The sequence below is a fragment of the Longimicrobium sp. genome (assembly GCA_036389135.1).
Taxonomy (GTDB): Bacteria; Gemmatimonadota; Gemmatimonadetes; order Longimicrobiales; family Longimicrobiaceae; genus Longimicrobium.
Window position 1 is genome coordinate 53,189 of the sequence record DASVQP010000129.1, and the last position, 22,209, is coordinate 75,397.

The following is a 22,209-nucleotide window of genomic DNA, read 5'->3' on the forward strand; positions in this document are numbered from 1 at the left end:
GCGAATGGCGCGGAAAAGGGCGGCGCCGGGGCGGGCAGGTTCCATGCCGGTTGACGGCGGCGCGCCGGGGCGTAGCTTCACGCAGACCGGCCAACCCCCCGGAGGAGCCCGTGAGCCAATTTCCCAACCTGACCGTCATCCGGCACCCGCTGATCCGCCACAAGCTGGCGGTGCTGCGCGACAAGGAAACTTCCAAGAAGAAGTTCAAGGAGCTCGTCGACGAGATCGCCACCCTGATGGCGTACGAGGTCACCCGCGACCTCCCCGTCCACGACGTGGAGATCGAGACCCCGCTGGAGCGCACCACCGAGGAGATGATCTTCGGCAAGAAGCTGACGCTCGTCCCCATCCTGCGTGCCGGGCTGGGGATGGTGGATGGCGTGGCGCGGCTGATGCCCTCGGTGCGCGTGGGCCACATCGGCCTGTACCGCGACCACGAGACGCTGGAGCCGGTCGACTACTACTTCAAGATCCCCAGCACCCCCAACGAGCGCCACTTCATCGTCCTGGATCCTATGCTGGCCACGGGCGGCTCCGCGTCGGCGGCGGTGACGTCGCTCAAGAAGCAGGGCGTGGCGCGCATCCAGTTCGTCTGCCTGGTCGCCGCCCCCGAAGGCGTGCAGCGCATGCTCAACGACCACCCCGACGTCCAGATCTTCACCGCCGCCCTGGACCGGGAGCTGAACGAGCAGGGCTACATCCTCCCCGGCCTCGGCGACGCCGGCGACCGGCTGTTCGGCACGAAGTAAGGAACGGGAGCCGCGTTGAGATTCGCGCGGCTCCCGTTGTATATCCAAGCGGCCTTACATCCAGACCGCCAGTGGCTCAGAGCAGTCGTCTCCGGTGCTCCCTCCCGCCAAAACGTTCAGCCCTGATCGAGCGGCTCGCCAGAAGAATCAACGCGCATCCGGGGATCGAGGTGCCCGGTTCCGTGTCCGCCCACGTCAGCGTCCGTCACACGCCATCCGTCCGGAGTCATCGCGAGGTGCATCCGATGTACGCCGCCCGGCCAGGGTTCAGAATGGCCCACGGCAACCCACGTGACCCGATACTCCGCCACCGCCTTTCCCTCTCCGGTCCGCGTGACTCCGACTAGCGTCCTGACCACTCGCAACAAGGGGCCAGATTCCGGTCCAGCCGCGATCGGGAAGTTTCCCGGCTGCATTCGCTCGATGTAGCGCGCGAGCAGATCGGCGGGGTTCAGCCGCTCCGCCTCGCTCGCGGATCGAAGGTTGAGCAGGCTGAGCGGGCTCGCGAAGAACGTTTCCATGGGAGGGCCGGGCAAGGCGGTCGGCCGCGAGTCCTCATAGCGAAGCCACGCCAGCCATCCTTCCCTGAATGCATCCACCGTGGATGGTGCCACCAGTGCCGCGGCATCTCCCCAACGTCCGTCGTCGAGTGCGTCAATGAACCCGCGCGCAATCTCCTTCAGATTCGAATCCGGCGAACTCAAAGAACCCCCTTTGGGATCGAGTCACGTGCGCGGAGCGTCATGAGCCGGAGCGAAGCCGCGTCGAAGGTCTTGTCCGCTGCCGGTCACAAGTAAGGCGTCAGCAGATTGTAAGGCGGATTCGTTGTCTGTCAATGTTTGTCGTGAGGAGAGCGTCGGGCGAGTGCCTGCACTCTTTCGCGGCGCGCACTTCGGACTGCCGGGGGCAGCGTTCCGGCATAACGTAACTCGCAGAGTTGCGCACCAGGTGAGGCCCCGCTGCACCTCCATCAGGGCTTTGGCGCGACGCCGGCGTGGGGGCTGTTCGGCACGAAACAAGTACGGTAGCCGCGTTGAACTTCGCGCGGCACCTGTTGTATATTCTCGCGTTCCACGATTGTGCGCGTCCGCAGCCTGGCGTTAGGAAGCGGGCAGGGTGGAAGGAGGTGGTCCAGGATTCTTCGTGATCCGGTGATCTCGCCTGACCTCACAAGCTACAGAGCAGGATTCCCGCGATGATGAACTGGTCTGCCTGTGCCGCGGTTGAGAGCGATCCCGAGCGGGTAAGCGGAGCCTGGGTGTTTCGAGGCACGCGCGTGCCCGTGGCGGCGCTGTTCGAGAATCTAGAAGACGGCGTTGCCGTCGATGAGTTCGTGCAACTCTTTCCCGGCGTGACCCTGGATCAGGTGCGGAGCGCACTGGAGCACGTCGCTCAAAGCGCGCTCGCGGCGTAAGTGCGCGTTCTGTTTGATCAGGGGACGCCGGTGCCGCTGCGGCAACTGCTCGTGGAGCACGAGGTGTCGACCGCGTATGAGTGCGGATGGTCGACCCTCAAGAACGGCGAACTTCTGGCGGCGGCCGAGGCACACGGCTTCGGGCTTCTTGTGACCACTGACAAAAACCTGAAATACCAGCAGAACCTCGCGTCGCGGTCCATCGCGGTCGTCGTGCTCGGGACGACGAGTTGGCCGCGGATCAGGGCTGCAGCCGAGGTGGTTGTGACTGCAATTCACTCGGCGTCTCCGGGGATGTACACAGAAGTTGCCATCCCCTGAATGCACGAGTGACCGCACAGGTGGCGTCGCTTCTGACTAACGAGCAGTGCTACATCTGCCCCGGCCTCGACGAGGCTCCGGCGGCGCGCCGCCATGCGCGTAGCTCAGCGGTTAGAACAGGGAACTTATAATCCTCTGGCCCGGATCAGCCGGAGCGCTCAGCCGGGGTGATCCCCTTGACTGTGGAGCGTTCTTGCTGAATAATGCTGATGTGCTGATTTTTCAGCACGAGCCTGGGCCGATGATGGGACCTGCTCGGCGCCGTCGCGGCGGCGCATCACTGCAACTATGGGAGCGCGGCACGATGACCACCTGGTTCGTGGGCCAGTTGCGCGTGGCGATCATGTGCGCGGCGCTCGCGGCTGTTTGCGCCCCGCGCGCGTCGCACGCACAACAGCCCGACTCCGCGGCGTGGCTGGCTGATCTCACGCAGCTGCGTGCCGAGATGACGGCCCACTACGCGAACCTGCAGTGGGCGGTGGGGGCGCGCGGCCTCGACCTGCCGGCGCTCACCTCGCAGACGGAGCGGCAGCTGGCGAGCGCCCGCACCGTCCCCGAAGCGCGAGCGGTCATGGAGGCCTTTCTGCGCGCGTTCGGCGACGGACATCTTTACGTCTCCTGGCCGTCCGCGGCGAACGGAGCGGCGGGCCGCGGCGAGGCGCCGCTGTGCACCCGGTTGGGCTTCGGCGGGTCGCCTCGCGCCGGGCTCCCCTTTCACCGCGCCGCGCGCTTCACCGCCATACAGAGCGCGGATTCGGTGTTCTTCCCCGCCGGCGTGTTGGAGACGCCTTCCGGGTGCAGGATCGGCGTGCTGCGGATCGGGCTCTTCAGCCAGTACGCATTCCCGCAGCTCTGCGACGAGGTGGCGCGGGAGCTCGGCCTCACCGCATCTTCCCCTTGTGACGAGGCGTGCGAGGTACGGGTGGAAGCGGCCGCCGGCAACCTCCTGACCGCGGCACTCGTCCGCCAACTTGAGCTGCTGGGCCGCGAGCGCACGGAGCTGCTGCTGGTGGACATCACCGGCAACGGCGGTGGGACGAACTGGGTGCAGCCGGCCGCCCGCACCCTCACCCCCGTGCGCCTGGCGACGCCTGCGCAGGGCTTCGTACGGCACCCGCACTGGACGCGGGAGTTCGCGCGGCGCGTCGAAGTGCTGATGGGCGCAAGGCGCGGTGCGGATGCGGCGTTGCGCGGGCGGATCGACGCCGCCGTCGCGGCATTCCGGCGCGCGGAGGAGGAGGCGGGCCGCCGCTGCGACCTCGCGCCGCTCTGGGAGGGGCGGAGCGTCGGCTGCTCGCTCACCGCCACCGCCGGGGTGTTCGCCTCCGGCGCGCTCCCGTACGCCGCGCCGGGGGAGCTCGGCCCGGCATCGCCCGCGCACCGGTACCTCTTCTCGCCCAGCCTTTACGCATATCGCGAGGGCGTCTACGCGGGTCCTCTCGCGGTTCTCGTGGACCGGGGCACCTCGTCTTCCGCGGAGTACTTCACCGCCATGCTGGCGGACAACGGCGCGGCGACGATCGTGGGCCACCCGACCGACGGCACCGGATGCGGCTACACGAACGGCGGCATCCGCACGGTGCTGGCGCGTTCCGGGGCAGTCGTGCGCATGCCCGACTGCGTGCGCTACCGCGCAGACGGCACGAACGAGGTGGAAGGAGTGACGCCGCACGTGCTCGTCCCCTGGCACGCGGTGGACAACCCGTACCAGCGGGCGAAGCGGGTGGTCGCCGTGCTGGATACGTTGCGGATTCCCGCGCCGGTGCGCTAAGAGGAATCCCCGCCAGGTGAAGCGCCAACGGGAGCAGCGTTGAAATCCACGCTGCTCCCGTTGTATATTCTCGGCCTTGCGGGCCCGTAGCTCAGCGGTTAGAGCAGGGGACTCATAATCCTTTGGTCGTAGGTTCGAATCCTACCGGGCCCATCGCCGCCTGCGGTTCCTATGTTAGGAGCCGCAGGCGGTTTGCTTCCGCTTGCGGCTCCCTGCGTGTCCGGCTCCATGGGCGGGGCATTCTGAATGTGTCCTCCCTGGCCCGCTTCACTGATGAGAGACAATTGGAGCGCGGCGAGTTGAACGGGCGCGCTCCCGCTGGAGCACGTCACCCAATTTTAGGGGAGAGAGGCGCCGGCGAAGCCGTGCTGTGGACTATGTCGAAGTCACGTGAAGCGGTACGCGTGCTCCGGCTGGTCCGCACCGTCGCCTACCTTGACGGCCGATAATTTGGGCGGGGAGCATGTGCACAAGACGCTGGCGTACCGCCCATTCTGGCGACTAACCGACCGCACAGGGGACGCATGAGTGCCCAATGCGAAGATCGGGGGCATGTTGCGCACTGGTTTGGCGCTGATGCACCAACGTGCATCAATGTCCCAGCGCGCCGTCCACAAGGGTGGATAGGCTCTAAACACTTGTAGTGCCAATCTTGCTGAGAATCTGCCATGAATGGCGCAAACGGTATCGTTCGTGCGTAGCGGAGGTCACGCCCATTTGGGACTTCCTGCGTTGTGCCGAACGCGTCCAAGAGCCTACATCTACACCTTCATGGAAGGAGTCACTTGATGCAAGTCGTTAACAACCCCCTGCGCCATGCTCTCAGCTTGCGGCGCGTCTCCATCGTCGCTCTGACGCTGTTCGGAACAGCCTGTCAGGACGTGCCGACCAGCAGCCCACCGGTGCCGGGACGCGGCGTGACCACTGCACAACTGAATGGGCGGCATTTGGGTCAGGTGTCGTTCCTCTGCACCGTCGGCAACCGCGCGCTGAGTGCGCCGAACGGGTGGCAGACGCGGCAGGTCGCCTTCTACTTCTCACGTGGCGACCTCGACGCGCGTGGCCGGACCGTGCAGTACATGTACCGGCGTAAGGCTACGGACGGTACCCTCCTCGTATCCGTGGACTGCACGGTGCCGTACACGGAACCGGCGCTGCGACAGGTAGACCGCTGGCTCGGCGTCGAAGCGGATGGTAGTGTGGCGCAGTTCAAAGCGCGCGAGGAGATGGTGAACGTCCAGGGCTGCGTAGGGGATGGGGTGTGTACGCTGGACCCGCTCGTCGTGACGCCGCCCCCGACGGACCCGTGCAGCAACTGCGAACCGCCGCCGCCTCCGCGGCCCAGCGGAGGCACTGGAGGGACTGGAGGGGACGGATGGGGTGGAGGGGGCGACACGGGCGGCGACGGCGGATCAGACTCGGGAGCGCCGTACATCGGGACTGACGAAGAAACCGAGGGTAGCTGTCCGCAATGTGGCGAGAAAGATGCACTGGTCAAGCAGCAAGAGACGATCAACGAAGCAATCGGGAAGGTGCGGTGTGAGTCCATGCAGGCTGTGCTCCGGGAACGGTTGCCTTACATGAAGGTCTTTACAGAGCAGCCCGCGCACCTGCAAGGACCGGGACGGAAAGACTTGGGGTACCACGCCGATGGCGTAATTTACGTATACGAGGGGCTCTGGAAGAATGACGCTGAGGGCAATCCGACGATCGTTCGAGACTGGGATCAGCTCGTGAAGGTGCTCGTCCACGAAGCGGCCCATGCGTACTGGAGCTACTACCAGGGGTATTGGGACCGATCGGGCACGCACCACGATCGGTGGGACGCAACGATGGCAGAGTGCGGGTACCCGGTGGGGACATGAGAATCCCATTGTACATCAGCTTCGCGGTGCTAATTCAGGCAGTCGGGCTCGTAGGAGCCTCCAACTGCCTGGCGCAACGCGACAACTCGGCGGCTGTGGTTTCAGCCACACTCGTGAGCGTGTACGACATGCTCCGGACGAACCGTGATGCGGTCGTCCAGGGACCAATTGCCTTCGATCCGCGCGTGCTGCGCACTGACCGGGGCATCGCACCCCGAAACTGGCCCGACTCTGTGGCTCTGAAGTGGGTGGGTGACGTTAGCGATTCGGTGTTTTCGCCTCAGCGAGTGCGCATCATGTTAGATAGTGCGAACCTCGTGGCGAGAAGGCCGATTCGCTGGGTTCCTTGCGGCCCTTCCGCTGGGTCAGGGCAGTGTGCGCAGCGAGAGTTCTCCGCTATCGTCACAATTAGCGAACCTTGGATATGCAACGACGTAGCGCAGGTACTCGCTTCCATCCGGTACATGTCCACTGACAAGCTTCATCCGTCTGCTTGGCAGGCGAGTGTTATTCGTCTCACGCGAAAAGATGGAAGGTGGGTCGCGGGCGAGTGGTACGCTCAGGCCACAAACTAAGGTACACACGCTACGGGGCGGGGCCATCGGGCCCGGATACCTGTGGCGGCAGTACGACGCCCACTTTTCCTCGCGCGGAAGGTGGGCGTTCGCGTGTTCACCCGGCTGCCGGGTCATGTCGCCTCTGCACTCAATATGGCACACTAGCCAATGTGCGCGCCCCCGGGCAAAAGCGGCCGGTGTGGGTGTATCGGATAACTGAGCGCGGCCTAGCCGTGACGGGCGAGGCTCGCCAAAGGAGCACAAGCCCGCTCCCTGGCCGCGCACGGATGACACCGGTGGGGCGGTGTACGCTCCCAGCCGCCAGCGCGGCGCGCTCCGGCTGCTGCGCGAAGCCTACGACGACCCGGCCGTGCCGGAACGGTTCGGCGGGCGCGGCTGGGTGAGCGGGCGCGAACTAGGCGCACGCGTGGACCTGCACAACTTCACGCAACGTCGCGAGCGTAAACCGCACATCGCGGCGACGGTACGGACCTTCACTGGCTCATCCTGTGGGGCTTCGCGGAGCGCCGAAACGACCCGGACCGGGCGGGGGTGGTCTACTGGCGTGCCACTGGAGCGGGCAGGGCGGTGCGTCTGTTAGAGTGGAAGACGATGACGGGGTGGGAGTGATGCCGCGCGTAACGAGACGGACCTGCGCTGGCGGGCCGGCAAAGGGCTGGCCGAGCGCCGCGCCGATCCCAAGCGTCCCAGGGTGGTGTGGTGGCGCGCGACGGAGGTGGGGCGCTCCGTGCGGCTGCTGGGAGCGGCTTCGAAGGTGCGCTCTTCAGCGGCACTTAGCGACATAGATCACACCAACTGAACAGTTGTGATAAATCTACTTCGCATTTAGAGCAAAGGACAAACACGAGACACAGAGGAAAACGCGGAGCCCTTTCCGTCTACCTCTGTGTCTCTGTGTGAGCCTGCGGTTGCAGTTCCCTCCGCGCGAGCCCGCCGTTTCCGCCAGGAGCCGCGACCGGCCGCACGGGCCCGTGTTATGCGCACGATGACGCACCATGAGCCTGACGACCCGCACCAAGCTGGACCTCGGCTTCGCCGGTGCCCTCCTCGCGCTGCTGGTGGTGGGGGTGATGTCGCTGTGGAGCCTGGCGCGCTTCCGCCACGACCAGCGCGAGCTGCAGCGGACGGGGGAGATCCTCCGCACGCGCGAGGCGGCGCTCTTCGCCCTCAGCCAGGCGGAGACGAGCCAGCGCGGCTACCTGCTCACCGGGCAGGAGGTGTTCCTGCGCCCGTACGTCCCGTCCACCCGCGCCGTGCATCTCCACCTGGCCACCCTGGACTCGCTCGTCCTGGACCCGGGTCCGCGCCGCCCGCTGGCGGCGTTCAGGCAGACGGTCACCCGCAAGCTGGCCATCATGGACAGCACCGTCGCGCTCGCCCGCCGGGGAGACATGGCGGGGGCGGCGGCGGTGGTGCGCCGCGGGACGGGGCGCGAGCTGATGGAGGAGGCACGGCGCGCGGCGGACGCGCTGGCCGCGGAGGAGGAGCGCGAGCTCGCCGCCGGGCAGGAGATGGCGAGGCGCAGCGCCCGCGCCGCCACGTGGACCATCGTGATGGGGAGCTTGCTGGCCTTCGTGACCGTGTGGCTGGCGCGCCGCCGCATCCATGGCGACCTGGCGGCGCGCACGTTGGCCGAGGCGGCGCTGGCGCGAAGCGCGCGAGGGCTGCGCTCGCTGTACGAGGTCACCTCAAGCGGCACGCTTGAAGAGCGCGAGCGCGTGCAGAGGGTGCTGCGGCTGGGGCGCGAGCACTTCGGCCTGGCCGGCGCCGTGCTCGCACGCGTGCGCGGCGAGCAGTACGAGGTGGTGGCCGCGGATCCGCCCGAGTTCGCCATCGCCAGCGGCGACGTCTTTCCCCTGGCGGAGACATACTGCTCGATCCCACTCGGGTCCCGGAGCACCGCGTCGGTGGCGAACGCGAGCGCCTCCGAGTGGAGGGAGCGACCCTGCTACGGGCGCTTCGGGATGGAGGCGTACATCGGCGGCCCCGTGTACGTGGGGGGCGAGATGTACGGCGCGCTCTGCTTCCTGGACCCGCGGCCGCGCCCGGGCCCGTTCAGGCCGGAGGACGAGGACCTGCTGCGGGTGTTCGCGCAGTGGATCGGCGGCGAGATCGAGCGGATGCGGGCGCGCGAGGCGCTGCGCGAGCGCGAGGAGCGCTACCGCGGCCTGGTGGAGACCGCCAGCGACCTGATCTACACCGTGGACCGGCGCGGCCTGTTCACCTACGTGAACCCCGTGCTGGTGCGCACCACCGGCTACTCGGCCGACGAGCTGCTCCGCATGCGCCCCATGCAGCTGGTGCGCAGGGACCGGCGCGCCGGGGTGCGCGCGTTCTACGCCACGCAGGTGCGCGAGAGGGTGCCCGCCACCTACTTCCAGTTCCCCATCATCACCCGCGAGGGGCGCGAGATCTGGATCGGGCAGAACCACACCCTGCTGATGGACGGCGACCGGGTGGCGGGGGCGCAGGCGCTGGCGCGCGACATCACCCGCCAGCGCGAGGTGGAGCGGCTCAAGGACGAGTTCCTCTCCATCGTAAGCCACGAGCTGCGCACGCCGCTCACCGCCATCCGCGGCTCGCTGGGGCTGCTGGCCAGCGGCAAGCTGGGGGCGCTGGAGGAGCGCGGGCAGCGGATGCTCTCCATCGCCGCGCAGAACACCGACCGGCTGGTGCGGCTCATCAACGACCTGCTGGACATCGAGAAGATCGAGTCGGGCACCGCCACCATGGAGCGGCGCGCGCTGGACGCCGGGACGCTGGTCCGCGACGCGGCCGAGGTGATGGGGGCGATGGCCTCCGAGGCGGGGGTGCGGCTGGTGGTTGAGGCGGAGCCCGCGCCCGTCTTCGCCGACCCCGACCGACTGGTGCAGGTGGTCACCAACCTGGTGTCGAACGCCATCAAGTACTCGCCGCGCGAGTCCACCGTGCGGCTCAGCGTGCAGGCGCGCGAGGGGCAGGCAGTGGTGCGGGTGAGCGACGAAGGGCGCGGCATCCCCGCCGGCCGCCTGGAGGCGATCTTCGAGCGCTTCGAGCAGGTGGACTCGTCCGATGCGCGCGACAAGGGGGGCACGGGGCTGGGGCTCCCCATCGCTCGGAGCATCGTGGAGCAGCACGGCGGGCGGCTGTGGGCGGAGAGCGAGTGGGGGCGCGGCAGCACCTTCACCTTCACCCTGCCGATGGCGGGCTCGCTTGCTTCCGCGCCCCCGCCACCCCGCCCGGACATGAGGCCGCTGGTGCTGGTGTGCGAGGCCGAGCCCGGCGGCGAGGCGAGCCGCCTGCTGGAGAGGGAGGGGTACCGCGTCGCCACCGCGTGCTCCGCGGACGAAGCGTTGCGCGCGGTGGAGGAGCTCCGCCCCGCGGCCATCCTGGTGGTCGCGACCGAGCCGGCGGCGGAGGGCGAGGCGACGGTGGAGGCGCTGCGCCGCAACGAGCGCGCGCGGGAGATCCCGGTGGTGATCATGGGCGCGCTGAACGGGTCAAAAACAGGCCTGGACATTGCCACGATCGCGGGGTGGATCGCCGGCAGCCGCGAAGCGCAGGCGGGCGCGGCGGACAACGCCGGCGCGCGGGAGCACTTCGGCGTCCTGGTGGTGGAGGACGACGACGGGGTCGCCTCCATCCTGTGCGAGATGCTGCGGCGGAGCGGCATCACCAGCATCCACGCCCGCTCCGGCGCGGAGGCGCTGCGCCTGGCCGCGGAGGTGGATTTCGGCCTCCTGATCCTGGACCTGGGGTTGCCGGACGCGGACGGCTTCGCGGTGGTGGAGCGGCTGCAGCGCGACCGGCGGCTCAGCGACGTGCCCGTGCTCGTCTACACCGCGCGCGACCTGGGCGACGCCGACCGCGAGCGGCTGCGGCTGGGCCGCACCGAGTTCCTTACCAAGAGCCGCGCTCCGCTGGAGGAGGTGGAGTCGCGTGCGCTAGCCCTGCTGGGCAAACTCATCACCGGGGGCTCCGCGAGTGCCGAAACGCATCCTGATCGTGGATGACGAGGACGACATCCGTGAGGTGGCGCAGATGACGCTGGAGATGATGGCCGGGTGGGAGGTGCGCGCCGCGGCCTCGGGCGAAAGTGCCCTCTCCATGGCCGCCGCCGATCCCCCGGACGCCATCCTGCTGGACGTGATGATGCCGGGGATGGATGGCCCGGCCACCCTCGCGCGGCTGCTGGCCAACCCGGTGACCTCCGCCGTGCCCGTCGTCTTTCTGACGGCCAAGGCGCAGGCCGCGGAGCAGCGGCGGCTGGCGGAGATGGGGGCGGCCGGCGTGCTCGCCAAGCCCTTCGATCCGGCGCGGCTGGCGGAGCAGGTGTCGCGGGTGCTGGGGTGGCCGTCCTGAAGGGTGGCGAGGGCGGCGTGCCCGATTTGCTGATCGGCGGCTTTCCCGAGGCCGTGGTGGCGGCGCTCGTCCGCGCCTTTCCCGCCGCGCGCCTGCGCCGCGTGGATTCGGGTCGCGAGGTGCTGGACGAGTTGGAGCGCGGCCGGTGGGCGCTCCTCCTGCTGGACCATTCGCTCGCCGGGCCCCCCGCAATGGAGGTGCTGCGCCACGCCCGGCTGCGCGGCGCCCCCCTCCCCCCCGTGCTGTACGCGCTGGGACGCGAGGCGGGCGGGGGAGTGGCGCACCAGCTGGTGGACGAGCTGGGGGTGCACCGGCTGCTCTACCACCCGCTGGACGCGCGGGAGGTGGCGCGCGAGGTCACCTCGCTGCTGGACATGCCCGCGCGCGAGCCCGTACCCGCCCCCGCCGCCACGCGCGAGGAGCTGGGCTCCGCCCTGGCCGCCATCTGGGAGCGCTTCCGAGGGACGACGCTGGCGCGCGTGGAGGTGGTGGAGGCGGCGGTCGTGGCGGTGCTGGAGGGGGAGCTGACCCCCGAGGCGCGCCGGGAGGCGGAGCGGGAGGCGCACAAGCTGGCCGGCGGGGTGGGGACGTTCGGCTTCGCGGAGGCGTCGCGCGCGGCCAGGGCGGTGGAGCTGATGATGGAGGGGGCGCGCCCGCTGGAGCCCGCGGACGCGTTGCGGCTGAGCGAGCTCGTCCTCACCCTGCGCCGCGAGCTGGAGCGTCCCCCCGCCACCCCCGCCGCGCCCGCTCCGGATGCGGGGCGCGCCACGCTGCTGGTGGTGACCGACGACGCGGAGCTGGGCGAGCGCGTCGCCATGGAGGCGGAGGGGCGGCAGATCGCGGCGTGGCGGCTGGCCGACGCCACCGGGGTGCGCCGCGCGCTGGCCGAGCGCTCCCCGGACGCGGTGGTGGCGGACCTCTCGCTCGGGATGGCCGGCGAGGCGGGGCTCCGGCTGCTGGACGAGCTGGCGGCGGACGGCGCGGACCGGCCCGTGGTGGTGATCGCCGCGCGCGACGGGTTCGCGGAGCGCATCGGCGCCGCGCGGCGCGGGGCGCGCGCCTTCCTCTCCCGCCCCGTGCCTCCCCGCGCGGTGGTGGACGCGGTGGCCGCCGCCCTGCGCCTGACCGACGTGGCGGGGAGCCGCGTGCTGGCGGTGGACGACGACCCGCAGATCCTCGCCTCGCTGCGCACGCTGCTGGAGGCGCGCGGGCTCACCGTCACCACGCTGGCCGATCCGCTCCGCTTCTGGGAGACGCTGGAGCGCGCGCGCCCCGACCTGCTGATGGTGGACGAGGACATGCCGCACGTGAGCGGCGTTGAGCTGTGCCGCGTGGTGCGCGCGGACCCGCGGTGGCGCGCCCTCCCCGTCCTCTTTCTCACCGCCCGCACCGACTACGCCTCGGTCAAGCGCATCTTCGACGCGCGCGCGGACGACTACGCCAGCAAGCCCTTCGCCGGCCCCGAGATCGTGGCGCGCGTGGAGAGCCGGCTGGAGCGAGTGCGGCTGGAGCGCACGCTGGCCGACGGCTCCGTGGGGAGCGGCACGGGGCGGCGGCTGGCGGAGGAGTGCGAGCGCGTGCTGGCCATCGCGGGGCGCACCCGCGCCCCCGCCGCCTTCGCCGTGCTGCGGGTGGACAGCGCGGAGGTGCTGCGCGCGCGGATCGGCACCGCGCTCTGGGAGCCGGTGGTGCGCCGGGTGGCGGCGCTGCTGCGCGATGCGGCCCAGCCGGGCGACGTGGTGGTGCAGTCGGGCCCCGAGGAGCTCACCGCCGCCCTCTACGGCGCCGACCGCGACGCCGCCGTGCAGCTGCTGGAGGGGGTGGTGCGGCGCGTGGCGGACGAGGAGGTTCCCGCGCCCGGGGGGGCGATCCGCGTCTCCCTCTCGGGCGGAGTGGCGGAGTACCCGGCGGACGGGCGCACCCCGGCCGACCTGCGCGCGGCCGCCGACGATGCGCTCCTCCACGCGCAGGAGCAGGGCGGGGGACGGGTGCTCCCCGCCGGGTGGAGCGCCGACGCGCCCCGTGCCGAGGTGGTGGACGTGGCGGTGGTGGACGACGACCCCGCCCTGGCCGAGCTGCTGCGCCAGGCGCTGGAGACGCGCGGCCACACCACGCGCCGCATCACCGACGGCGACGAGGCGCTGGAGCTGCTGGGCGGCCGCAACCCGGCCCTCCGCGCCCGCGTCGTCCTGCTGGACGTGGACCTCCCCGGCCGCGACGGCTTCACCGTGCTGCGCGCGCTGGCCGCGGACGGCGTGGCCGCGCGCACGCACATCATCATGCTCACCGTGCGCGCCGGCGAGCTGGAGGTGGTGAAGGCGCTGGAGCTGGGCGCCGCCGACCACGTCGCCAAGCCGTTCAGCATCCAGGTGCTGATGCGGCGCGTGCAGCGCGCGCTGGGGACGGAATAGCATGGACGACCTGCAGCTGCTGCGCGTGGCGCTGCGGGTGCTGGCGGCGCTCTTCGTGGCCGCGCTGGCGTTCATCGCCGCGCACGGGGTGTGGCTCCTGCTGCGCCGCCGCTGGCGCGCCGCGCGCCTGGCCGAGGGGCGGGCCGTGATGGCGGGCGTGGCCACCGCGCCCGCGCTGGAGCCGCAGGCGGTGCGCCGGCTGCGCGCCCTGCCCCCCAACATCCAGAGCCAGCTGCTGGTGGAGCTCACCCGCAACCTGGGCGGCTCCGTGCGCGAGCGCGTGGGCGTGCTGGCGCGGGAGCTGGGGCTGCTGGACCACGCGCGCCGGCTGAGCCGCAGCCGGTTCTGGTGGCGGCGGCTGCGCGGCCTGCGCCTCCTTACCGCGTTTGGCGGCGACGAGGCGGAGGCGGTGCTCCCCCACTTCCACGACTCGCACCCGGCGGTCCGCGCGCAGGCGGCCGAGTGGGCGGGGGACCACCCCTCGCCCGCCGCCGTCCGCGCGCTCCTGGAGATGCTGGCCGACCCCGCCACCCTCTGCCGCTTCGCCGTGCAGGACTCCATCCTGCGCGTGGGGCTGGCCGCCGCGGAGCCGCTGGCGGAGCACCTGGCGCGCTCCTCGGGTTGCGCCGCGGCCCCCGCGCTGGAGGTGGCGGCCGCGCTGGCGCAGCCCGAGTTCGCGGAGCCCGCGCTGCGCCTCTGCGGCGACCCCGACCCCGAGGTGCGCGCGCAGGCCGCCGCGGTGGTGGGCGCGGTGCAGGCGCCGGAATGCGCCGTCGTGCTGGCCGGGCTCCTGGCCGATCCCGACGCCCGGGTACGCGCGACGGCGGCGGCTGCGCTGGGGCGAATCGGCCACTGGCCCGCCGCCCCCGCCGTGGCGAAGCTGCTGCGCGACCCCGCCTTCCCCGTGCGGCGCGCGGCGGGGCTGGCGTTGCGCGGGCTGGGGAGCCCTGGCATGCTCCTCCTCGGCCGCTACCGCGCGGACACAGACCCCTTCGCGGCCGACATGGCGCGCCAGGTGCTGGACCTTCCCGACACCGCCCCCGGGGCCGCGTGAACGCCGACATCGCGGGCGTGGCGGAGATCGTGCTCGTCCGGCTGGAGTGGGCGGTGCTGGTGTACTTCCTGGCCGTCAACGCCACCTACCTCGTCCTGCTGGCGAGCGCCGCGCTGGAGATGCGCGAGCACGTCCTCCTCTCGCGCGGGGAGAGCCTCTGGCGCGTGCTGGGCTCCTCGCTCACACCCACCATCAGCATGCTGGCCCCCGCGTACAACGAGGAGGCCACCATCGCGGAGAGCCTGCGTTCGCTCCTTTCGCTGAGCTACCCCTCGCTGGAAGTGGTGGTGGTCAACGACGGCTCCAGCGACGCGACGATGGAGGTGCTGCGGGAGCACTTCGACCTCGTCCCCATCCACCCGGTGTACGAGCGGGTGATCCCCTGCAAGGCCGTGAAGGGTCTGTACCGGTCGCGCAGCCGGCCCAACCTGGTGGTGGTGGACAAGGAGAACGGGGGCAAGGCCGACGCCCTCAACGCCGGCGTCAACATCTCCACCGGCACGCTGGTGTGCGCCATCGACGCGGACACGCTGATCGAGCCCGACTCGCTGCAGCGCATGGTGCGCCCCTTCCTGACGGAGACGGACGTGGTGGCGGCGGGGGGCACCATCCGCATCGTCAACAACTCGACGGTGCGCGCGGGGCGCGTGGTGCGCACGCGAGCGCCGCGCAGGGCGGTGCCGGGGTTCCAGGTGGTGGAGTACCTGCGCGCTTTCCTCTTTGGGCGGCTGGGATGGAACCGGATGGGCGGCAACCTTATCATCTCCGGCGCCTTTGGCCTCTTCCGGCGCGACGCGGTGGTCTCCTCCGGCGGCTACGTGCACGACACGGTGGGCGAAGACATGGAGCTGGTGCTGCGGCTGCGGCGCCTGGGGTACGAACAGGGCGGGCCCAGCAAGGTGGCGTTCATCCCGGACCCGGTAGCGTGGACGGAGGCGCCCGAGACGCTGCGGGTGCTGGGCCGCCAGCGCGACCGCTGGCACCGCGGCCTGTCCGACGTGCTCTGGCGGCACCGGCGCGTCCTCTTCAACCCGCGCTACGGACGGATGGGGATGATCGTCTACCCGTACTTCTTCTTCGTGGAGCTGCTGGCGCCGGTGGTGGAGGCGATCGGAATCATCGGGGTGGCGGCGGGGCTGCTGACCGGCGCGATCAACGTACCCTTTGCCACCCTCTTCTTCCTGGTGGCGTACGGGCTAGGCGCGCTCCTCACCGTGGCCACGCTGGTGCTGGAGGAGGTGAGCTTCCACCGCTACGACCGCTTCATGGACCGCTTTCTGCTCGTGGTGTGGGCGCTGCTGGAGAACGTGGGCTACCGCCAGCTCACGGTGGTGTGGCGGCTGAGGGGGATGGTGAAGTACCTGCGGGGCCGGCGCGATTGGGGCGCCATGGAGAGGCGCGGGTTCGACGCGCAGACGCAAACGCGCACGGGGAGCTGACACGATGAGGGGATGGACCACAAGCCTCGCGGCGCTGGCGCTGCTCCTGCCGGCAACCGCGAGCGCGCAGGAGGCGGGGTGTGAGCCGGGCCCCGGATGTGCCATTCCGCGGCCCGCGGAGGAGGGCGCCCCGGTGAACCGTGCGTCGCTGGAGTACGGAATCACCTACTTCGGCGGCGGCTCGGAGCCGGAGCCGTGGCACACCGCCACCGCCGAGCTGTCGCGCAAGACGCGCGCGGTGACGCTCGTGGCCCGCGCCACCGTCGCCGAGCGCTTCGGGGAGCGGGGTGAACAGTTCGAGGTGGACGCCTACCCTCGCATCTCCCCGCGCTTCTACGGCTACCTGAACGCCGGCTGGTCGCCCTCGAACATCTTTCCCGAGCTGCGGTTGGGCGCGGAGCTGTACGCCAACGCCGGGGGCGGCATCGAGCTCTCGGCTGGCGCGCGGCGGCTGGAGTTCGCGGAGCAGTCGGTTACGATCCTGACGGGCTCGGTGGGGCGCTACGCGGGCAACTATTACTTCTCGGCGCGCCCCTACGTCACCCCGCGCGACGACGGGACCTCGTACTCCGGCACGCTGCTGGCGCGCCGCTACTTCAGCAGCGCGGACTCGTACGCCACGCTCACGGTGGGCGCCGGCACCGCTCCCAACGAGAGCACGCAGGAGTTCGAGCTGGACCGCGTGAGTTCCCGGCGGGTGGCGGCGTACGGCAAGACGCCGGTAGGGCGCGGGCTGGGGGTGCGCTGGTCTGCCGGCTACGAATACGAGGAGCTGACGCGCACGCTGGATCGCGACCGGCTAACCGGGGGCCTGGGTCTGGAGCTGCGCTTCTGATGCTGAAGCTCCTCCGCTTCGTCTATCTGTGGGGGACGATCGGCTTCTTCGCCGGGACGCTGACGCTGCTGGGACCCGTCCGCTGGATGACGACCGCGCTCCGCGCCCGCGGCGGTGCGGAGCGGACCGAGGACCTGCTGGTGCGCGCGGTGATCGTGCTGCTGCTGGCCGGGACCGGGTACCTGGCCTGGCGGCTGGCGCGGCGCACCGATGCGCCGGGGAGCCGCGGCCGCTGGGGGGTGCCGCTGGCCACCACCGCGCTCGCGGGGCTGGCGCTCGTCCTGTGGATGAACCCGCGCCTGGTGAACAGCGCCGAGGAGGTGGCGGGCGGGGAAGGGGAGCGCTTCGTCTTCGGCCCGTACCCGGACCGGGAGCGGCTGGCGGAGCTTAAGCGGCGCGGCTTCACCGGCGTGATTTCGCTGCTGCACCCCGCTGTGGTCCCCTTCGAGCCGCGGCTGATCGCGCAGGAGAACGCCGCCGCGCGCGCCGTGGGAATCCCGCTCATCCACACCCCCATGCTCCCCTGGATCAGCGAGAACGAAAGCTCCGTCCAGCGCCTGCGCGCGCTCGCAAAGAGCGATGGGGGGCGCTACTACGTCCACTGCTACCTGGGGAAGGACCGCGTCAACGTGGTCCGCCGCATCCTGCGCGACTCCGACGTGCCGCTGCGCGTGGCGGAGGCCGAGAACGGCGCGCGTCGCATCGCCGACGTCCCGGCGTTCGAGCGGGGCGGCATCTACCACTTCGGCGACTCGGTGCACGTGGCGCCGTACCCCACCGACGAGGAGTGGGTGGGATACGTCCTCTCCGGCTCCGTGCGGCAGGTGCTCTCGCTGCTGGACCCCGCCAACCCCGAGGACACCGTCTGGATCCGCAAGGAGCAGGAGTTGGCGCGCCGGTACTCGATGCGCGTGGAGAGCGCCCCCATCCGCGCCCTGCCGTACGATCCCGCGCAGGCGTTGGCGGCGGTGCGCCACGCACGCGCCAGGGAGCGCCCGCTGATGGTGCACGCCTTCCGCTCGGTTTCGCCGGCGACGGAGGCGTTCGTGCAGGCGTGGCGCACGGGCCTCCCCCCGCTCCCGCCCTCACTCTACGCCGAGCCGATGCGCGGCGGAGCGGCGCGGGTGCTGGGCGCCAACGTCGCCGCCGGCCCGCGTCCGGCGCCCAACGAGTTCGGCGCGTACCTGCACCAGCGTGGCGTGCGCGGCATCGTCTACCTGGGCCCGTCCGGCACCCCCGAAGCGCGCGCGGACGCGGAGGTCGCGCGCTCCGCCGGCCTCGCGTGGCACTCCGCCGCGCCCGGCCCTCGGCTAGACGCGCTGATCGCGGCGGGCGGGCCCTGGTACCTGTACGGCCCCTCGCTCGCCGCCGCCCTTCCCGCACTCGACGCGCGCCTCGACCCCGGAGTGCCGCCGCCATGAGGACGTGCGGGCTCGCCGCGCTCCTCCTCGCACTCGCGCTCCCCGTGGCCCACGACCGCGCCGCCGCCGCGCAATCCACCGCCCGCATCACCGCCTTCGATCCGCCCGCAGGCGCCCACTTCACCGGCGACGAGGCCACGGCCCGCGTTCACGTGCGCAACGACGGCCCCCGCGCCGGCACCTTCTGGATCGGCTACAGCGTCCAGGACCCCGTCGGCCGCTGGCACGACGTCGTCAGCCGCGCGGTCGCGCTGGCGGCGGGTGAGGAGTCCGCCCCCGTAGCGCGCGTCTGGCGTGTGCCCGCCGACGCAGCCACCGGTCCACACCGAGTCGTCGCGGCCGTCTGGAGCTCGCCCCCCGAGCGGCCCGGCGCCGTTCGCCTCGCCACGGCGGACCGCCACGCGGCCTTTACCGTCTTCCGCCGCCACGACGACTTCGCCGCCCTGGACACGGCGCAGTGGAGGCGCGGCAGGCACGCCCTCGGCCGCGGCCACGTTGTCCCGAGCAACGTCACAGTCGGTGGAGGCCGCCTGCGCCTCTCCGTCTCATCGGAGGGGCATCGTGGCGCGGAGCTTCGCACGCGCACGAGACACCTGCACGGGAGCTACGCGGTGCGCATGCGCAGCGCGCCCGTCCCTGGCACCGTCACCGCGCTCTTCCTCTACCAGGACGTCGCGGGAGGCAACGACGAGATCGACATCGAAATCGTGAACGGCCCCCCCGCGCGCGTCATCCTGGCGACCTGGGTGGCGGGCGAGATCACGAACCGCGCCGAGTTCCCGCTCCCGTTCGATCCCGCCGCGGGGTTCCACGAGTACCGCATCGACTTCCACCCCAACCGCGTCGCCTTCCTGTCGACGGCGCCGAGGTCCAGCGCTGGACCCGCGCCCTCCCCACGCACCCGATGCGCCTGATAGTGAACGCCTGGTGGCCGCGCTGGCTCACCCCGCTCCCCGCCGCCACCGGGCACGCGGAGGTGGACTGGATGCGGTACTGAGGGGGCGAGAACCGAATGGCCCCCATCAATCAGGTAGCGGCGCGTTTCATCGCGCCCATGTCACGGGCGTGCACCGCAACCCCGCGGCCCCCGGGACCGCTTCAGCGGTCTTCCCCTTGTTCCAGCAGGGGGATTCATCCCCTGGCGGCGCCGGTGCACACTTCCCGCCGTCTGTTCACATTGTCCACTTCGGCAAACTGACGTTTCCACGCCGCTCGGCCTGAGGGGTGGCGTCCTGAGCGTAACATTATGTGCCGGTTGTTGACTGAAGCGAATTCCCGTAGCATCTTGGTTTCCCGGCGCACTCCCCCGCGCCGAATCCCCGCCCGACGCCTCCCCGCCGGACCCCTCCCCTCGCTGCTCGAAGGCCGGTCTCCCCGATGTCCGAGTTGAAGTCTCTCGTAGACAAGCTGAACCCCCTCTGCCGCTCCGCCCTGGAGCGCGCGGCGGAGCTGTGCGTTCAGCAGACGAACTTCAACGTCGAGGTGGAGCACCTCTTCGCCGCCATCCTGGGCCTCCCCGATTCGGACGTGCACCGGGCGCTGGGGGAGCACGGCGTGGACCCGGCGACGGTGCTGGCGGAGCTGAACTCGGCGGTGGAGCGGCTGCGGCGCGGAAACGCGCGCACCCCGGCGCTCGCGCCCCAGGTGCCGCACCTGCTGGAGCGCGCCTGGCTCACCGCCTCGCTCACCCTCGGCGAGCCGCTTACGCGCTCCGGGGCGCTCCTCTGCGCCCTACTCGATGACGATGGTCTCCGCGGTGTCGCACTCGAATCGGTCCCCTCGCTCGCGACGATCCCGCGCGAGGGGCTGGCGGCGGGCATCGAGGGAGTTCTGCGCGGCGGGCCGGAGTCCAACGGAGCCGCGCCCGCACCGGGCACCACGCGCACCGGTCCGGACCCGGCGACCCCCGCCCTCGACCGCTTCACCGTGGACCTGACGGCGGACGCTCGCGCGGGGCGCATCGACCCCATCCGCGGGCGCGACGCGGAGATCCGACAGGTGATCGACGTCCTCCTGCGGCGGCGGCAGAACAATCCGATCCTCACCGGCGAAGCCGGGGTGGGAAAGACGGCCGTGGTGGAGGGGTTCGCGCTGCGCATCGCTGAAGGCGCCGTGCCGCCCGCGCTGCGCAACGCCGCCGTGCGCTCTCTGGACCTGGGGCTCCTGCAGGCAGGCGCCGGGGTCAAGGGCGAGTTCGAGCACCGCGTCAAGACGGTGCTGGACGAGGTCAAGGCGTCGCCGCAGCCCATCGTCCTCTTCATCGACGAGGCGCACACCCTCATCGGCGCGGGCGGGGCGGAGGGGCAGGGCGACGCCGCCAACCTCCTGAAGCCCGCCCTGGCGCGCGGCGAGCTGAGGACGATCGCGGCCACCACCTGGGGCGAGTACAAGCGCTACGTCGAAAAGGATCCGGCGCTCGCACGGCGCTTCCAGGTGGTCAAAGTGGACGAGCCGGACCTGGACACCGCGGCGGAGATGCTGCGCGGGATCGCGCCGGGGCTGGAGCGGCACCACGGCGTGCGCATCATGGACGAGGCCATTCGCGACGCCGTCAACCTGTCGCACCGCTACATGCCGGGGCGGCGGCTGCCGGACAAGGCGATCTCCGTGCTGGACACGGCGTGCGCGCGGGTCGCCATCGGCCAGAACGGCACGCCGCCCGCCCTGGAAGCCGCCGAGCGCCGCATCAGCCGCCTGCAGCTGGAGCTGGGCGTGCTGCGCAGGGAAACCGCCGGCGGCGCCGACCACGCGGAGCGCGAGGCGGAGCTGGAAGAGGCGCTGGAGCGGGCCGACGACGAGCGCCGCGAGCTGGACGAGCGCTGGCGCGCCGAGGGCGACAAGGTGCGCGAGGCCGTGGAGCTGCGCGCCCGCGCCGAGGGGGGCGACGACGTCCCCGCCGCCGAGCGGACCCGCGCGCGGCTGGAGCTGCGCGCGCTGGAGGCGGATCTGGAGGCGATGCAGGGCACCGAGCCGCTCGTCCCCGCCTGCGTCACCGGGCGGGTGGCGGCGTCGGTGATCAGCGGGTGGACGGGGATCCCGGTGGGGAAGATCGTCAAGGACGAGATCCGCGCCATCCTCAACCTGCGCGGCACGCTGGCGGATCGGGTGGTGGGACAGCCGCGGGCGCTGGAGGCCATCACCCGCCGCATCCGCACCTACCGCGCGTCGCTGGACGATCCGGGGAAGCCGGTCGGCACCTTTCTGCTCGTGGGCCCCAGCGGGGTGGGGAAGACGGAGACGGCGCTGGCGGTGGCGGACTCGCTGTACGGCGAGCGCAACCTGGTGGTCGTCAACATGAGCGAGTACCAGGAGGCGCACTCCGTCAGCGGGCTCAAGGGGTCGCCGCCGGGCTACGTGGGCTACGGCACCGGCGGCGTGCTCACCGAGGCCGTGCGCCGCCGCCCCTACTCCGTCGTGCTGCTGGACGAGGTTGAGAAGGCGCATCCGGACGTGATGGAGCTCTTCTATCAGGTCTTCGACAAGGGGACGCTGGAGGACGGCGAAGGGACGCCGGTCGACTTCCGCAACACCATCATCTTCCTCACCTCCAACGTGGGCTCCGAGGCCGTGGCCGAGGCGTGCGCCCGCGAGGAGCGGCCGGACGCAGACGAGCTCGCCGAGCTGCTGCGCCCGAACCTGCTGCGCCGCTTCCGCCCCGCCTTTCTGGGCCGCCTCACCGTCGTGCCCTTCTTTCCGCTGGGCGACGCGGAGATCCGCGAGGTGGCGGAGCTGAAGCTGGCCGAGGTGCAGCGCCGTTTCTGGGAGGCGCACCGCGCGGAGCTGACCTACGACGAAGAGGTGGTGGCCGCGATCGCGGGGCGCTGCACCGAGGTGGACAGCGGGGCGCGCAACGTGGACCACATCCTCACGCAGTCCGTGCTCCCCGAGCTGAGCGTGGTGGTGCTGGAGCGGATGGCCGAGGGCGCCGCCGTCGAAGCCGTGCACCTGTCGCTGGACGACGCGGGGCGCTTCGTATTCCGCCCCCTCACCGCCCTCGTGCCGGCGTAAGA

15 protein-coding genes and 1 tRNA gene are annotated in these 22,209 nt (G+C 71.1%); 15 read left to right on the forward strand and 1 reads right to left on the reverse strand.

All coding sequences use genetic code 11. The features are described from left to right. Nucleotides 1-110: 110 nt before the first annotated feature. Entirely contained in the window at nucleotides 111-749 is a 639-nt protein-coding gene (gene upp / locus VF584_25630) for a uracil phosphoribosyltransferase (protein ID HEX8213577.1), read from the forward strand. Between the two features lie 116 nt (nucleotides 750-865). Here the strand turns inward: upp and VF584_25635 are convergent, their stop codons facing one another. Then, nucleotides 866-1,453 carry a hypothetical protein gene (locus VF584_25635; GenBank protein ID HEX8213578.1) on the reverse strand — a complete coding sequence of 196 codons (588 nt, stop codon included), beginning with the start codon at nucleotides 1,451-1,453 and terminating at the stop codon, nucleotides 866-868. 491 nt (nucleotides 1,454-1,944) lie between these two features. Here VF584_25635 and VF584_25640 point away from each other — a divergent pair, with 491 nt between their 5' ends. From VF584_25640 to tssH, 14 genes are all read left to right on the forward strand, one after another. Beyond that, nucleotides 1,945-2,163 (forward strand): DUF433 domain-containing protein, encoded by a 219-nt coding sequence (locus VF584_25640; GenBank protein HEX8213579.1) that lies wholly within the window; start codon nucleotides 1,945-1,947, stop codon nucleotides 2,161-2,163. A 63-nt stretch (nucleotides 2,164-2,226) separates the two neighbouring features. Next, nucleotides 2,227-2,484, forward strand: coding sequence for a hypothetical protein (locus VF584_25645; protein HEX8213580.1), 258 nt, complete (start codon nucleotides 2,227-2,229; stop codon nucleotides 2,482-2,484). A gap of 304 nt (nucleotides 2,485-2,788) precedes the next feature. Further along, nucleotides 2,789-4,255 carry a S41 family peptidase gene (locus VF584_25650; GenBank protein ID HEX8213581.1) on the forward strand — a complete coding sequence of 489 codons (1,467 nt, stop codon included), beginning with the start codon at nucleotides 2,789-2,791 and terminating at the stop codon, nucleotides 4,253-4,255. An 80-nt stretch (nucleotides 4,256-4,335) separates the two neighbouring features. After that, nucleotides 4,336-4,408, forward strand: a tRNA-Ile gene (locus VF584_25655). Nucleotides 4,409-5,043: 635 nt separating this feature from the next. Continuing rightward, entirely contained in the window at nucleotides 5,044-6,120 is a 1,077-nt protein-coding gene (locus tag VF584_25660) for a hypothetical protein (protein ID HEX8213582.1), read from the forward strand. 1,573 nt (nucleotides 6,121-7,693) lie between these two features. Further along, nucleotides 7,694-10,690, forward strand: a complete 2,997-nt coding sequence (locus tag VF584_25665; protein ID HEX8213583.1) for an ATP-binding protein — start codon at nucleotides 7,694-7,696, stop codon at nucleotides 10,688-10,690. After that, a complete protein-coding gene (locus tag VF584_25670) occupies nucleotides 10,662-11,039 on the forward strand; it encodes a response regulator (protein HEX8213584.1) in 378 nt (125 codons plus the stop codon). Before VF584_25665 ends, VF584_25670 begins: the two co-directional genes overlap by 29 nt. Then, nucleotides 11,027-13,450 carry a response regulator gene (locus VF584_25675; GenBank protein HEX8213585.1) on the forward strand — a complete coding sequence of 808 codons (2,424 nt, stop codon included), beginning with the start codon at nucleotides 11,027-11,029 and terminating at the stop codon, nucleotides 13,448-13,450. Before VF584_25670 ends, VF584_25675 begins: the two co-directional genes overlap by 13 nt. Before the next feature lies 1 nt (nucleotide 13,451). After that, complete coding sequence (locus tag VF584_25680; GenBank protein HEX8213586.1) at nucleotides 13,452-14,504, forward strand: HEAT repeat domain-containing protein; 1,053 nt, start codon at nucleotides 13,452-13,454, stop codon at nucleotides 14,502-14,504. Beyond that, nucleotides 14,501-15,943 (forward strand): glycosyltransferase, encoded by a 1,443-nt coding sequence (locus VF584_25685; GenBank protein HEX8213587.1) that lies wholly within the window; start codon nucleotides 14,501-14,503, stop codon nucleotides 15,941-15,943. The genes VF584_25680 and VF584_25685 overlap by 4 nt, the downstream gene beginning before the upstream one ends. Nucleotides 15,944-15,947: 4 nt before the next feature. After that, on the forward strand, nucleotides 15,948-16,778 hold the full coding sequence (locus VF584_25690) for a YaiO family outer membrane beta-barrel protein (protein ID HEX8213588.1): 831 nt from the start codon (nucleotides 15,948-15,950) through the stop codon (nucleotides 16,776-16,778). Next, complete coding sequence (locus VF584_25695; GenBank protein HEX8213589.1) at nucleotides 16,778-18,199, forward strand: hypothetical protein; 1,422 nt, start codon at nucleotides 16,778-16,780, stop codon at nucleotides 18,197-18,199. The genes VF584_25690 and VF584_25695 overlap by 1 nt, the downstream gene beginning before the upstream one ends. Further along, nucleotides 18,196-19,113, forward strand: a complete 918-nt coding sequence (locus VF584_25700) for a glycoside hydrolase family 16 protein (protein ID HEX8213590.1) — start codon at nucleotides 18,196-18,198, stop codon at nucleotides 19,111-19,113. The genes VF584_25695 and VF584_25700 overlap by 4 nt, the downstream gene beginning before the upstream one ends. Nucleotides 19,114-19,585: 472 nt before the next feature. Then, nucleotides 19,586-22,207 (forward strand): type VI secretion system ATPase TssH, encoded by a 2,622-nt coding sequence (gene tssH, locus VF584_25705; protein ID HEX8213591.1) that lies wholly within the window; start codon nucleotides 19,586-19,588, stop codon nucleotides 22,205-22,207. Nucleotides 22,208-22,209 lie beyond the last annotated feature (2 nt).